Below are 14,303 nucleotides of genomic sequence, written 5' to 3' on the forward strand. Positions count from 1 at the left end.
GTGCGCCGCTGCCGTCAGGGCAGCGGCCTGGTGCCTCACCGCCCCGGCGCCGGCTGTCTGATGGGGGCCGGCTGCGTGTGCAGCGGAGTGGGCCGCTCCTGGGTTTCCTCTCCCGGGTCTGCGCCATAGCCGACACTCGATGCCTTGTCACGGTCGGTGGTGGCCTGGGGCCGCTCTGCCGGCACTGCCGACGGCCGCACCGTTGCCGCCGGCCTGGCCGGTGTCGCCGGTGCCGGCGCGCTGGATGGCGTCCCCGCGCCTGGGCGCGGCACCGTGCGCGGTGCCTGCATGGCGGCCGGATCGGCCGGGTCGCGTGCCTCGAAGATGCGCACCCCCTCGTTCCACTCGTAGCGGCCGTGGGTGCCGGCATGGGGCGGCAGGGCGATCTGTCCCAGCGGCAGGGTGAACACATCTATCCAATCGGTGGCCACATCACGCTTCACCGGCCCGGCCCTCACCCGCATCACCACACGCAGGCGCGTCGCGGCGCTGACATCCATCAGATAGGTCGGCGCACCCAGGCGCAGGCCGTAGCCCTGCTGCACCACCGTGCCGGGCGTTGCCGTCAGCGGTGGCAGGCGCAGGGTCTCGGTGTGCTGATTGGCATTGTTCAGGGTGATGCGCTGCTCCACCGCCGGCCGGCCGTCCACCAGCAGGGCATACGGCACCAGCACCTTGCCGCTGCCATTCAGACCCAGTCCGACCTCCAGCGCGCCGCTCAAGGCGCCGAGTTCGATGGCGGTATTGGTCAGTTCCGGCGGCACGGCGAAGGTAAATATCTCGCGCGGACTGCCGCCCAGCGGCGGGCGGAAGCTGCGGCTCTTGTGCCAGGGCGAATTGACCGGCGTCAGCTCCGCCCAGGTCTTGCCCAGGGCGTACAGCTTGAAGCCGAACCACGATCCGGCGGTGAAGACGAACTCATCGCCGCCAAACACCTGTCCCGGCGCCAATCCCACGCGACTGTAATATTCTTCCTGCGCGTCGCTGGTCACGGCCTGCAGACGCAGGGTCAGATCGCGGCCCGGATCATCGATGCTGCTGCGCACACTGCGCGTCGGCTCCAGGCGGCCGTTGAGGGCGACGGGAATGCGCAGGCCGAAACCGTAGCCCATGCCGTAATTGACACGCAGGAAACCGGCGCCGAATTTCCACTTGCGCTCCCAGGCCAGTTCCTGCCCGAGGGTGAAGCCGGCGAGAAAGGGCTCACTGAACTCCAGCCTTCCTTCGTGGCGCTCGCCGGCAGGATAGTGATAGTCGCGGCCCTGCATCGCCGGACCACCCAGGCTCGCCGGCTCACGCGCCGCCGCCGACCGCCGCGCCACGGTCGGCTTCAGCACCGGCCCCACGGTCTGGGCCAGGGCATGAAATTCCCCGGTCAGGCGCGGCACGCCGTCATTGTACAGCCGCCGCTCCACCGCCACCTGTTCGGTGACATCGAACTCGCCCACGCCGCTCAGCACGGCACGCAATACCGCATCCTCACCGCCCGCGGCCAACGCCTGACGCAGCGGATCATCGGCATCCAGCAAGGGCAACTCTGCGGTGATATAGCGGCGGAAACTCTGCTGCACATCCGGCGCCAGATCCGCCACGCGGGCCTGTGCCGCGGCCGCCTGATCCACCGGCGCCAGAAACCTTGCCAGTTCGGGTGCCGCAGCCGCCGCCTGCTGCGGGTCACGCACCACGACCCGTACCTGGCGCACCATGAGCAGCCGATCGGGAAACTCCACCACCGCCTCGTTGATCTGCGGCCGACCGACCAGCGCGGTGGCGGGGATGCGCCGCATTTGCTTGTCCAGTGCGCGCTGGGCCGTGAAGGTGCTGTCGAACAGCTTGTCCAGTGCGACCTTGTCGCCGCCGGCCGTCTCGATGCGGGTGCGCTGCATCGCCGCACGGTTCAGCACCTGGCGCGGCGCCTGGCGTGCCACCTCCATGGCCAGCACCGACTGCTCGTCCCAGTCGCGCAGCAACCGGGCCAGTTCGGGCGCTTTCTTCAGCACCGGAGGAACGGCCACCGCCGCCGCGGCCGGCGCCATGCCGGGCGGTGGCGCCGCCAGCACCGGGACAGCCGCCAGCAGCAGGATGAGCAGGGGAAAGGGAGATGTGCGCCAGGTTGATTTGGTCATGGTTCCATCCTTTCGTTTGTACGGTTATGACGCCACTGCGCCATAAGTGTGCTCCTTATGCCCGTGAATGCAACCCAGCGCAGCACCGGGTTGGAAACGGCGCAGGAAGGGACGTGGCGGCCGCAAGCAGGATAGGTTATTTCTTTATATCACCTTGTGCTGCCGCCGCCGCAGAGCATCCCACCGGACGCGCGGGGACGCCGCCCCCTGCCGGCCATCGCGGAAGGAGAGATACATGTTCGAAGCCGTGGAACTGGGCAACCGTCTGGCCAAAAAGGACTTCAACGACCGGCTGCCGCAACTGCGCACCCGCCTGCTGGAGATTCAGGCGGCGCTGCGCGAGACACGCATGCCGGTGATCGTCATCGTCTCCGGCGTCGAGGGCGCGGGCAAGCCCAAGGTGGTCAACCGCCTCAATGAGTGGCTCGACACCCGCGGCATCCAGACCCACGCCTTCTGGGACGAAAGCGACGAGGAACGGGAGCGGCCGCGCTACTGGCGCTTCTGGCGCAAACTGCCGCCGCGCGGCACCATCGGCATCATGTTCGGCTCCTGGTACACCCAGCCGATCATCGACCGCGTCTATGGTCGTATCGATCCCGGCCGGTTCGAGTACGAGCTGCTGCGCATCAATGAATTCGAAAAGATGTTGAGCGATGACGGCGCCCTGGTCATCAAGCTGTGGTTCCACATCACCAAGAAGGAACAGAAGCGGCGCCTCACGCCGGACAAGAAAGGCAAGCTGCATCCGGCCACCGGCATGGTGGCCTCGCCGATGCAGAAGAAGTTCCTCAAAAAGTACGACGACTTCCTCACTGTCTCGGAAGAGGCGATCCGCGCCACCAGCAGCGGCACCGCCCCCTGGCACCTGATCGAGGCGAGCGACGAGAACTACCGCGACTTTACCGCGGCCAGCACGGTGCTCGACGCCATCAGCCGGCGGCTGGAAGAGATGCAGGCCGCCGCCAAAGGCAAGGAAAAACCCAGCGCGGCCAAACCGGAAACCCCCGCGGCGTCCACGCCGCAACGCCAGGTGCTGGACAGCGTCGACCTGGGCCAGGCCATCAGCGACAAGGATTACAAGAAACAGCTGGCCAAATACCAGGAACGCCTCAGCCGCCTGGCCTGGGCGGCGCGCGAGAAGCGCCGTTCCAGCATCTTCATGTTCGAGGGCTGGGATGCCGCCGGCAAGGGCGGCGCCATCCGCCGTCTCACCGGCGCCATGGATGCGCGCCTGTACCGCGTCATCTCGGTGGCGGCGCCGACCGATGAAGAACTGGCGCAGCACTATCTGTGGCGCTTCTGGCGTCACATCCCGCAGGCCGGCTACATCACCATCTACGACCGCTCCTGGTATGGCCGCGTGCTGGTGGAGCGGGTGGAACAGTTCGCCCGGGAGCATGAGTGGCAGCGCGCCTACATGGAGATCAATGCCTTCGAGCAGCAACTGAGCGAGCACGGCATCATCCTGTGCAAGTTCTGGCTGCACATTTCGCCGGAGGAGCAGCTGCGCCGCTTCCAGGAGCGCGAAAAGATTGCCTACAAGCAGTACAAGATCACCGACGAGGACTGGCGCAACCGCGAGAAGTGGGAGCCGTACAAACAGGCGGTGAGCGACATGGTCACCCGCACCTCCACCTCCTACGCGCCATGGCACCTGATCGCCGCCAACGACAAGCACCTGGCGCGGGTGACGATCCTCAAGTCGGTGTGTGAGCGGATCGAACAGGCATTGGATGAGTAGCAGGTCGCGGGCCCCCTGCTGAATTTTCTGCCGACCTACAGGGCGGCATTACGACACTGCGCCACCGCAGTGCGCAGTGCCGCCAGTGCCTGCGCACGGCCGCTGTAGCCCAGCGCGGCAATCACCGACTCCCACGGCTCGCACAGCAATACCTTGTGTTGCAGCAGTTCACGCTGCACGGCATCCAGCACTGCCTGGTCGATGGCGGCACGCACCAGCTTGCGCACGGCCACCTGACACACCTCGTAGCCACGCCAGCCCTGCACGAAGCTTTCCACGTCGCGCCAGTCCTGCGCGTCCAGCTCCGCGCCGTCGTCGGCGTGCGCCCCTAGCAGCAGCATTGCCGCCACATCGGCATCTACCTCTTCCATGCCGTCGCGCAGCAGGGCCGGAAGGTGGGCCAGAAAACGCGCCCGCACCGCCGCAAACAGTTGTTCCCCCGCAACCGACAATGGCCGCAGCACGATCACCGAATGGGCGCCGCTGCTCGCCTCGCGCGTCAGGCCGAGGCGCACCGGCACAAATGCCGCACGCTGCCAGAACGCCAGCAGTTCGGCGCTGGCACCGAAACTGGAGCCGACGAAATCGAGGCCGTCGTCTTGCGCCTGTTTGACGATGGCCTGCACCAGGCGCGTGCCGAGGCCGCGCCGCTGTGCGGCGGGATGCACGGCGATGCGCATGATGCGCTCGCCCGACAGCCGCGGCGCCGCGACAAAGCCGCTGTGCAACGCCAGTGATTGCGGAATGAGATGACCGCGCGGCCGGCGCTTGCCCTGATAGATCTGCTCTGCCAATGCCTCATCGAAGCCGCCCTCGCGCACCGTCAATGCCGTCGCTGCCACCTGCCCCTGCCAGCGCATCAGCCACACGCTGACATTGGGGCCATCGAGCAGGTGGCGCAGGTCGAGGGGGCTGGTGCGGTAATGGGCCGACACCAGCAGGCCGAACAACTGGCGCAGCAGGGCATCATCGGCCAGCAGGACGTCGCGCTCCACCCGCTCGATACTGCACGCGTCCACGACCACACCACACAGCTGTGCATCATCGGCCGCCTGCGCATCGAGCAGCAGGGCATCGAACACGAACCGCTCCAGCGGATCGTGCTCCGGCCAACGGATCGGTTCCATCAGATGCACGCTGCGCCAGCCTGGCGCGCGTTCGTTCAGGACGCGCTGAAAGCGCACCGCAAAACCGCGCCCGGTGCCCTCGTAACCGTGCAGCGTGGTGGCGAACACGCTGCGCGGATAATGCGCCAGCAGGCGCTCCAGCAACGGCGCCGGGATCGCCGCGGCCTCGTCCACCAGCAGCAGGTCGGCGCCTAGCAGGGTGTGCAGCAGCTCGTCGGGGGCAACGAAGCGAATGCCCGCACTCACGTCCGGAGCAGATCGTAGGGCGGCGTGTTCGAACAAGGTCGCCACCGCCGCCAGGCGCGGCGCCGTCACCACGATGCGGTGCGTGCCCTGGCGCAGCAACTGCGCCGCCGCCATGCCCAGCACCGCCGATTTGCCGCGGCCGCGATCGGAGGTGAGCACCAACGGTATGGGCGCGGCCGCCTGCGCCATCGCCATGATCGCCGCCAGCGCCGCCTGCTGATCGGCGGTATGCCAGTTGGCTGGATGGTTGCCTGGCGTCGCCTGCCACGCGGGCAGCGCATCGGCCTCAGTCACTACCCTGATGTCGTGGCTCTGCAAAAGATGCACGAAGCGCGCAAGAAAGCGCCCGCTCACCTGTTCCGGTTTGAACGGGTGCACGGCGATACGCGCGTATTCGGGATCGGCATAATGCGGCCACCCCGCCAGCGGCGGCGTCAGCAACAACAGCAGGCCGCCGCCGCGCAGCGCACCGCTGGCCGCGCCGAAGGCCTCCACATCGAAACCGGTCCAGGCGTCGATCACCAGCAGGTCCAGTTCGCGCCCCAGCCACTTGTGTGCCTCGCGCGCCGCACCACCGGGCGCACCCGCTGGCGGCTCGCCCAGCCACAGCATCCCGTCGCAGGCATATCGCCGTGCCACTTCGCACGCCCATGCCCGCGCACCGGCCAGCACCCACATCTGTCGCGGCGCCGTCATGCCTGATCCCAATACGGCATATCACCGAAGCGCTGCGCCAGAAACTCGATCAGCACGCGCACCCGCTGCGGCAGATGACGGCGCGAGGGATACACCGCATAGGCGGTGGTGCCCGGCGCCCGGTAATCGGGCAGCAGCGGCACCAGTTCGCCCGCCGCCAGGGCGCGATGGGCGATGAAGGTGGGCGACACCACCACGCCGAGGCCATCGAGCGCGGCGCGCAGCAGCACGTCGCCGTTGTTGGCGCGCAGCCGTGCCGGCACCTTCACGCTGTGCACCTTGCCGGCGGCATCGAGGAAGCGCCACTGCTGCGCCTCCGGCACGTTGCCGTACACCAGGCCGGCATGAAAGGCCAAATCTTCCGGCGTGCGCGGCGTGCCGTGACGGCGCAGATAGTCGGGGCTGGCGCACAGCTGCATGCGGATCGGTGCCAGCGGACGGGCCACCAGGCTCGAGTCGGCCAGATCGCCGATGCGCAGCGCCAGATCGAAACCCTCTTCCACCAGATTGATGCGACGGTCGTCCAGGTCGAGGTCCAGCACCAGCTCCGGATGCTGGGCCAGGAACTCGGCCAGGGCCGGCGCCAGATGCTGCACGCCGAAGGACAGCGGCGCCGCCAGGCGCAGGCGGCCACGCAGGGCGCTCTGCTCCGCCGCCACCGACAGCTCCGCCTCCTCCAGGTCGGCGAGGATGCGCTGCGCCCGCTCGTGGAATTCCCGCCCCGCCTCGGTGAGCGACAGGCGGCGGGTGGTGCGGTTGAGCAGCTGCACGCCGAGGTGCGCCTCCAGTGCCGCCAGCTGCCGGCTCACCGCCGACTTGGCGCGATCGAGGCGCACGGCGGCGGCGCTGAAGCTGCCGGCCTCCACCACGGCGACGAAGGTGTGCAGGGAATCGAAGCGGTCCATTGTTCCTATATTCGCAACAGTCTTTTGCTGATTATCGCCTTTATCCCTGATTCAGCAACTCTAAACTTGAGCACAACAGACAACATCTGGAGGTAAACCATGCCCCTGCGGCCCCGTTCGGTACAACAGGTAATACACGGCCAGGAAACCGCCGACGGCGACGGCGTGCGCCTGACCCGCGTTATCGGCGGGCCGGCGCTGCCGCTGCTCGACCCCTTCCTGCTGCTGGATGACTTCCGCTCCGACGACCCGGACGACTACATCGGCGGCTTCCCGCCCCATCCGCACCGCGGCTTCGAGACGGTCACCTACCTGCTGCACGGCCGCCTGCGCCACGGCGACAACGCCGGCCACAGCGGCGTCATCGAGCACGGCGGCGTGCAGTGGATGACCGCCGGACGCGGCATCGTCCATTCCGAGATGCCGGAACAGGAGGAGGGCCTGCTGGCCGGCTTCCAGTTGTGGGTCAACCTGCCGGCGGCGCACAAAATGATGGCGCCGCGCTACCAGGAGTTCGGCGTCACGAATATCCCCGTGGAAACACGCGACGGCGGCGTCACGGTGAAAGTGGTGGCGGGAACCACCAGCGGCGGCACCACCGGCCCGGTACGTGAGCTGATCACGCCGGTGAGCTACTTCGACGTGACGCTGCCCGCCGGTGCGCGCTTCGCGGAGCCGGTGGACGCGGAGCGCAACGCCTTCGTCTATGTATTCGACGGCGCGGTACGCATCGACGGCCGCCGCATCGAGACCTACGCCCTCGCCCAGCTCGGCGCCGGGGATGCCGTGGAGATCGAGGCGGAATCCGACAGCCGCCTGCTGCTGGTCAGCGGCGCGCCGCTACGCGAGCCGGTGGCGCGCGGCGGGCCGTTCGTGATGAACACCGAGGCCGAGCTGCGCCAGGCCTACAACGACTACCGCGCAGGGAACTTTTGAAGCGAGGTCATCATGCGGATTCGTAACGACAGGGAGCGCTACGGCCTGGTCGCCGTCCTGCTGCACTGGCTGGTGGCGCTGACGGTGTTCGGCCTGTTCGGCCTCGGCCTGTGGATGACCAGCCTGACCTACTACGATGCCTGGTACCGCCAGGGGCCGGCACTGCACAAGAGTATCGGTGTCGTGCTGTTCGTGGTGATGCTGGCGCGCCTCGCCTGGCGCCTGTATTCGCCGCCGCCCGCGCCGCTGGCCAGCCACACACCGCTGGAACGCCGCACCGCGTACCTCGTGCACGGCCTGCTCTACCTGCTGCTGTTCGCCATCATGGCCAGCGGCTACCTCATCTCCACCGCCGACGGCCGCGCCGTGGAGGTGTTCGGCCTGTTCAGCATCCCGGCCACGATCACTGCCCTCCCGCGGCAGGAAGACATCGCCGGCGCCGTGCACCTGACCCTCGCCATCACGCTGATGGCGCTGGTGCTGCTGCACATCGCCGGCGCCCTGAAACACCACTTCATCGACCGCGACCGCACGCTCAAACGCATGCTCGGCCGCTGACATGCAACGACCTCACCACAAAAGGAGCCTCACCATGAAGAAAACCATCATCCCGCTGTTGCTGCTGATCCTCGGCGCCGCCGCCCCGCTGCACGCCGCCGACTATGTCATCGACACCAAGGGCGCCCATGCCTTCATCCAGTTCCGCATCCAACACCTGGGCTACTCCTGGCTGTATGGCCGCTTCAACGACTTCGACGGCAGGTTCAGCTACGACGAGAGCAATCCCGCCGCCGCCAAGGTGGAAGTGAACATCCGCACCGCCAGCATCGACACCAACCACGCCGAACGCGACAAACATCTGCGCAGCAAGGATTTCCTCGACGTGGGCAAGTTCCCCACTGCCAAGTTCGTCGGCACTGGCTATGAGGACAAGGGCAACGGCAAGGGTACGCTCAAGGGCAATCTCACCCTGCACGGCGTCACCAGGCCGGTGAGCATCGAGGTCGAACACATCGGCGCCGGCGCCGACCCCTGGGGTGGCCAGCGCCGCGGCTTCTTCGGCACCACCAAGCTAGTGTTGAAAGACTTCGGCATCGACTACGACCTCGGCCCCGCCTCGCGCGAGGTGTATCTGGACCTGTCGGTGGAAGGCGTGAAGTTGTAGTGAGTTTCATCAAAATCCCCCTCCCCACAATGTGGGGAGGGTTGGGGAGGGGATACGCGGCGCTTCCGGCGCCCCTCCCTCGACGCAGTTTTGCCCTGATTTCCCGCCTGTGGGTGAAATCCGTCCCCTGGGGCTCGAAACCACTGCTCCTGTACTACCCTTACAAACTCCATGGCCACTGACCGCACTGCGGAGCGGCTCGTCCGCATACGGCGGGTTGACCGAGATTTAGACTTGGTCTAGGTTTATCCTGTATCACTTAGGGAAGCTCTGAATTAAGGAAGCTCTGAATAAGTTCAGAGCTTCCGCGGCACAGGGATGTGCCGCCATTTTTCAACGACGATAAGTCGTTGAAAATTGAAGCCAATTGAAAATCACACTTTTCGCTTGGCGTGGCCTGAGAAGCCCAGGATGGACTTATTCAGACCCTCCCCAACATGGTCCCCCACACAAGAAGGAGGTTTGTTTCATGGCAACCCTGAAAGGCAGCAAGACCGAACAGTGCCTGAAAGAGGCATTCGCCGGCGAATCCCAGGCCAACCGCCGTTACCTCTACTTCGCCGCCAAGGCCGACGTGGAGGGCTACAACGACGTGGCCGCCGTGTTCCGCTCCACTGCGGAAGGCGAAACCGGCCATGCCCACGGTCATCTGGAATACCTGGAACAGTGCGGCGACCCCGCCACCGGCCTGCCTTTCGGCAGCACCGAGGCCAACCTGAAGACCTCCATCGCCGGCGAGACCCACGAGTACACCGACATGTATCCGGGCATGGCCAAGACCGCCCGCGCCGAAGGCTTCGACGAAATCGCCGACTGGTTCGAGACCCTGGCCAAGGCGGAGCGCTCTCACGCCAACCGCTTCCAGAAGGCCCTGGACTCCCTCGGTCAGTAAGTACTCGCTGTACCGGCCGGCCACCAAGGCCGGCCTTTTTTTGCCGGACACTTAGGGAAGGTCTGAATAAGTCCATCCTGGACTTCTCAGACCACGCCAAGCGAAAAATGTGATTTTCGCTTGGCTTCAATTTTCAACGACTTATCGTCGTTGAAAATTGGCGGCACACGGGGTATGCCGTGTTCCGTCTGCTCTGCAGCCAAACGATGACGACACAACAGGGAGGCAGCATGTCAGCACCGACCGAGTCCCGCCGCGAAGGCAATCTGGAAGCCCCCACCCGCCACCCGCTGGACTGGCGCAAACCGGGGTTCTACGACGAGGGCGCGCTGTTCCAGGAGCTGGAACGTATCTTCGATATCTGTCACGGTTGCCGCCGCTGCATCAGCCTGTGCAACGCCTTCCCCACCCTGTTCGACCTGGTGGACGAGTCGGACACCATGGAAGTGGACGGCGTGAAGAAGGAGGACTACTGGCAGGTGGTGGATCACTGCTACCTGTGCGACCTGTGCTACATGACCAAGTGCCCCTACGTGCCGCCGCACGAGTGGAACCTCGATTTCCCGCACACCATGCTGCGGGCCAAGGCGGTGAAGTTCAAAAAGGGCGAGTTCAAGACGCGTGACAAAATCCTCACCGCCACCGACGCCGTCGGCGCCCTCGCCGGTGCGCCGGGCCTGGCACCCGTGGTCAACGCGGTGAACAAGATCGGCCTGTTCCGCCAGGGCCTGCAATTCGTGCTCGGCGTGCATCCCGGGGCCCTGCTGCCGCAGTATCACAGCCACACCGCGCGCAAGCGTCTCGCCGGCCATCGCAGCACGGTGAGCCAGCCCGAGGCCGCCGGCCGCACCACCGGCCGCGTCGCCCTGTTCGCCACCTGCTACGGCAACCGCAACGAGCCGCACATCGCCGAAGACCTGTTCAAGGTGTTCGAGCACAACAACATCGAAATGACCCTGGTGGAAAAGGAGCAGTGCTGCGGCATGCCCAAGTTGGAGCTGGGCGATCTGGAGGCGGTGGAGCGGGCCAAGGACGCCAACATCCCGGTGCTGCTCGCCGCCATCGACGCCGGCTACGACATCGTCGCGCCGGTGCCGTCCTGCGCGCTGATGTTCAAGCAGGAACTGCCGCTGATGTTCCCCGAGGATGCCGGCGTGCAGAAGGTGAAGCAGCATATGTTCGACCCGTTCGAATATCTCGCCCTGCGCCACAAGGAAGGCAGGCTCGACACTACCTTCAAGCAGTCGCTCGGCAAGGTGAGCTATCACGTCCCCTGCCACCTGCGCGTGCAGAACATCGGCCTGAAGACGCGCGATATCCTGAGCCTGGTGCCGGACACCACCCTGGACGTCATCGAGCGCTGCTCGGGCCACGACGGCACCTACGCGGTGAAGAGCGAGTACCACGACATCGCCATGAAGATCTGCCGCCCGGTGGTGAACAAGGTGAAACAGGCCGAGTGCGATCACTACGCCAGCGACTGCCCCATGGCCGGCCATCATATCGAGAACGGCCTGCAGGATGGGCGCAAGCCGGAGCATCCGATGACGCTGCTGCGCATCGCCTACGGACTGTAGACATAACCACGCGAGGCCACCATGAGTTCGACCAAGCTGAAGCGCGAAGACCTGTATTCCCTGGAAAAGTACGCCGAGATCCGCCCCGAATTCCGCCAGCGCGTGATGGCGCACAAGAAGAACCGCCGCGTCCAGGTCGGACCCAACGCCACCTTCCACTTCGAGGATCGCCTCACCATGCACTATCAGGTGCAGGAGATGCTGCGCGCCGAGCGCATCTACGAGGCCGCCGGCATTCAGGAGGAACTGGATGCCTACAACCCGCTGATCCCCGACGGCAGCAACTGGAAGGCCACCTTCATGATGGAGTACGAAGATGCGGATGAACGGGCGCGCGAGCTGGCCCGACTCATCGGCATCGAGGACAAGGTGTGGATGCAGGTGGGCGACCATGACAAGGTCTACGCCATCGCCGACGAGGACCTGGAGCGCGAGAACGCCGAGAAGACCTCGTCGGTGCATTTCCTGCGCTTCGAACTTACCCCCGCCATGGCGGCCGATGCCAAAGGGGGCGCCGCCATCGCCCTCGGCATCGACCATCCCAACTACAACCACGCCACCGCGCCACTGCCCGACAACGTACGCGCCTCGCTGGTGGAAGACCTCGCCTGACCGCACTGTTGCGCCTGCGCAACATCTCTGCGTCATATGACGCAACCCATTGTATTGACTAATAATTTTTATCTGGCACATTGATAACCATCAATGCCTCCGTCGTCCGCGCCTCTTAGACTCCCTTCACTTCCAAAGCGCCGCCACCCATGCCTGGCCCATACGCTACTGTCAAAACGAGCTGCCCGGCCCGCGCCGGCACCGTCCCGCTGCTGCTGCTCGGCGCGGGCCTGCTGCTGTTTGCCGTCACCCTGCTGGATGCCGCCTGGCGCGGCAATGACAACGGCCTGGCCAGCTCGCTGGCCCTGGTGGCCGAGCTGGGCCTCACCGACCTCGCCCTGTTCACCGAGGCGCGCTACACCCGCCACCTGAGCCAGGCCGATCGCCATACCGCATTCCAGGATCACCCGCTGGCCCTGGACCACTTCCCCAGCGGCTCGCTGGTGCCGCCGCCACAACGACTGCAACAACCATGAGCCACTTCGTCCGCCGCCAGCGTTACCTCATCGACTTCACCGTCGCCTCCCTCGGCCGGCGCAAGGGCAAGAACCTCGGCCTGCTCGGGGTCTACACCCTGATCGTGTTCCTGCTCGCCTCGGTGATGCTGTTCAGCCAGTCGTTGCGCCGCGAGGCCGGCCTGTTGCTGGAGAACGCCCCCGAGGTGGTGGTGCAGCGCATGGTGGCCGGAAGGCACGACCTCATCCCGGCCGACTATCTGGAGCGCATCGGCAAGGTGCGCGGCGTGGTCGCCAAATACGGCCGTCTGTGGGGCTACTTCTACGACCCGGCGGTGCAGGCCAACTACACGCTGCTGGTGCCACGTGATCGCGACATCAACAACGGCGAGATGATCGTCGGCCACGGCATCGCGCGCACCCGCGGCCTGGGCGCGGGCGACTTCATTTCCTTCCGTGCCGCCAGCGGCACCACCTTTTCCTTCCGCGTCGCCGAGGTGCTGGCAGCGGATGCCGAACTGGTGAGCGCCGACCTGCTGCTGGTGAATGCGGCCGACTTCCGCGCCTTCTTCGGCATCGCCGCCGGGATGTACACCGACCTGGCGCTGGAGGTGCGCAATCCCAAAGAGGTGCGCAAGGTGGCGGAGAAGCTCACCGTGCTGCTGCCCGACACGCGGCCGATCCTGCGCGAGGAGATCCTGCGCACCTACGACGCGCTGTTCCAGTGGCGCCAGGGCATCGTCTTCGTGCTGCTCGCCGGCAGCCTGCTCGCCTTCGTCATCTTTGCCTGGGACAAGGCCTCCGGCCTGTCGGCGGAAGAGCGGCGCGAGATCGGCATCTTGAAGGCCATCGGCTGGGAAACCGCCGACGTGATTCGCATGAAGTTCTGGGAGGGCGCGCTGGTGTCGCTCGGCGCCTTCCTGCTCGGCTATCTCGCCGCCTATGGGCATGTGTTTCTTTTCGATGCGGCGCTGTTCGCGCCGGTGCTGAAGGGCTGGGCCGTGCTCTATCCGCAGTTCCGCCCGCAGCCCTTCGTCGACGGCCTGCAGGTGGCGACGCTGTTCTTCTTCACCGTCTTCCCCTACACCGTGGCCACCGTGGTGCCCATCTGGCGCGCCGCCACCACCGACCCCGATGCGGTGATGCGATGATCCGCCTCAACGACATCAGCAAGGCCTTCAATCAGGGCCGGCCCAACGAGTTCTGGGCGGTGCGCAACGTCAGCCTCGACATCGAGGACAACCGCATCACCGTGCTGCGCGGTCCGAGCGGCTCGGGCAAGACCACCCTGCTGTCGATGATCGGCTGCCTGTCGCGGCCGACCAGCGGGCGCATCCTGCTTGGCGAGCGCAACCTGTCCGGCCTGCCGGAGCGTTTCCTGACGCAAATACGCCGCGAGACCTTCGGCTTCATCTTCCAGCGCTTCAACCTGATTCAGGGACTGACCGTGCTGGACAACGTCATGCTGCCGGCCTATCCGCTGGCGCCGGATCACGGCGAGCTGGTGCAGCGTGCGACGACGCTGCTGGATCAGTTCGGCATGGCCGGCAAACGTGATGCCAAGGTGGAGTGGCTGTCCGGCGGCGAAGCGCAGCGCACCGCCATCTGCCGCGCCCTACTCAACGATCCGCAGGTAATCATTGCCGACGAGCCCACCGCCAACCTCGACACGCGCCTGTCGCAGGAATTCATGCACATCATCGCCGAGCTGAAGGCGGCGGGGCGCACCCTCATCCTCACCAGCCACGACCCAGTGGTCTCCGACGCCGGCTGCGTCGACCGCGTCATCACCCTGCGCGACGGTCAGGTGCAGGACCACTGA

13 protein-coding genes are annotated in these 14,303 nt (G+C 66.1%); 10 read left to right on the forward strand and 3 right to left on the reverse strand.

What is annotated here, in order from left to right; all coding sequences use genetic code 11:
- Window positions 1-35: 35 nt before the first annotated feature.
- On the reverse strand, window positions 36-2,126 hold the full coding sequence (locus EP379_RS15300) for a hypothetical protein (protein ID WP_127478600.1): 2,091 nt from the start codon (window positions 2,124-2,126) through the stop codon (window positions 36-38).
- 235 nt (window positions 2,127-2,361) lie between these two features.
- Here EP379_RS15300 and pap point away from each other — a divergent pair, with 235 nt between their 5' ends.
- Entirely contained in the window at window positions 2,362-3,870 is a 1,509-nt protein-coding gene (gene pap, locus EP379_RS15305) for a polyphosphate:AMP phosphotransferase (RefSeq protein WP_127478601.1), read from the forward strand.
- A gap of 35 nt (window positions 3,871-3,905) precedes the next feature.
- Here pap and EP379_RS15310 read toward each other — a convergent pair whose 3' ends face one another.
- Window positions 3,906-5,939 carry a tRNA(Met) cytidine acetyltransferase TmcA gene (locus tag EP379_RS15310; RefSeq protein ID WP_127478602.1) on the reverse strand — a complete coding sequence of 678 codons (2,034 nt, stop codon included), beginning with the start codon at window positions 5,937-5,939 and terminating at the stop codon, window positions 3,906-3,908.
- Complete coding sequence (locus EP379_RS15315) at window positions 5,936-6,844, reverse strand: LysR family transcriptional regulator (RefSeq protein WP_127478603.1); 909 nt, start codon at window positions 6,842-6,844, stop codon at window positions 5,936-5,938. The genes EP379_RS15310 and EP379_RS15315 overlap by 4 nt, the downstream gene beginning before the upstream one ends.
- Window positions 6,845-6,943: 99 nt before the next feature.
- Between EP379_RS15315 and EP379_RS15320 the strand changes: the two genes are divergently transcribed.
- The 9 genes from EP379_RS15320 (at window position 6,944) to EP379_RS15360 (ending at window position 14,303) form a co-directional block, all read left to right on the forward strand.
- Window positions 6,944-7,780: a pirin family protein gene (locus tag EP379_RS15320; RefSeq protein WP_127478604.1), complete on the forward strand. Its 837-nt coding sequence runs from the start codon at window positions 6,944-6,946 to the stop codon at window positions 7,778-7,780.
- 12 nt (window positions 7,781-7,792) lie between these two features.
- Complete coding sequence (locus tag EP379_RS15325; RefSeq protein WP_127478605.1) at window positions 7,793-8,338, forward strand: cytochrome b; 546 nt, start codon at window positions 7,793-7,795, stop codon at window positions 8,336-8,338.
- A 34-nt stretch (window positions 8,339-8,372) separates the two neighbouring features.
- On the forward strand, window positions 8,373-8,945 hold the full coding sequence (locus tag EP379_RS15330; protein WP_127478606.1) for a YceI family protein: 573 nt from the start codon (window positions 8,373-8,375) through the stop codon (window positions 8,943-8,945).
- 469 nt (window positions 8,946-9,414) lie between these two features.
- A complete protein-coding gene (locus EP379_RS15335; protein ID WP_127478607.1) occupies window positions 9,415-9,837 on the forward strand; it encodes a rubrerythrin family protein in 423 nt (140 codons plus the stop codon).
- 230 nt (window positions 9,838-10,067) lie between these two features.
- Window positions 10,068-11,414, forward strand: a complete 1,347-nt coding sequence (locus EP379_RS15340) for a heterodisulfide reductase-related iron-sulfur binding cluster (RefSeq protein ID WP_127478608.1) — start codon at window positions 10,068-10,070, stop codon at window positions 11,412-11,414.
- A 21-nt stretch (window positions 11,415-11,435) separates the two neighbouring features.
- On the forward strand, window positions 11,436-12,026 hold the full coding sequence (locus EP379_RS15345; RefSeq protein WP_127478609.1) for a DUF3501 family protein: 591 nt from the start codon (window positions 11,436-11,438) through the stop codon (window positions 12,024-12,026).
- A 149-nt stretch (window positions 12,027-12,175) separates the two neighbouring features.
- Window positions 12,176-12,502: a hypothetical protein gene (locus EP379_RS15350; RefSeq protein ID WP_232023936.1), complete on the forward strand. Its 327-nt coding sequence runs from the start codon at window positions 12,176-12,178 to the stop codon at window positions 12,500-12,502.
- Window positions 12,499-13,632: an ABC transporter permease gene (locus EP379_RS15355; RefSeq protein WP_127478610.1), complete on the forward strand. Its 1,134-nt coding sequence runs from the start codon at window positions 12,499-12,501 to the stop codon at window positions 13,630-13,632. The genes EP379_RS15350 and EP379_RS15355 overlap by 4 nt, the downstream gene beginning before the upstream one ends.
- The gene (locus tag EP379_RS15360) at window positions 13,629-14,303 is read left to right on the forward strand and encodes an ABC transporter ATP-binding protein (protein ID WP_127478611.1); all 675 of its coding nucleotides are present in this window, start codon (window positions 13,629-13,631) and stop codon (window positions 14,301-14,303) included. The genes EP379_RS15355 and EP379_RS15360 overlap by 4 nt, the downstream gene beginning before the upstream one ends.

The organism is Sulfurivermis fontis (genome assembly GCF_004001245.1).
Classification (GTDB): Bacteria; Pseudomonadota; Gammaproteobacteria; order Thiohalomonadales; family Thiohalomonadaceae; genus Sulfurivermis; species Sulfurivermis fontis.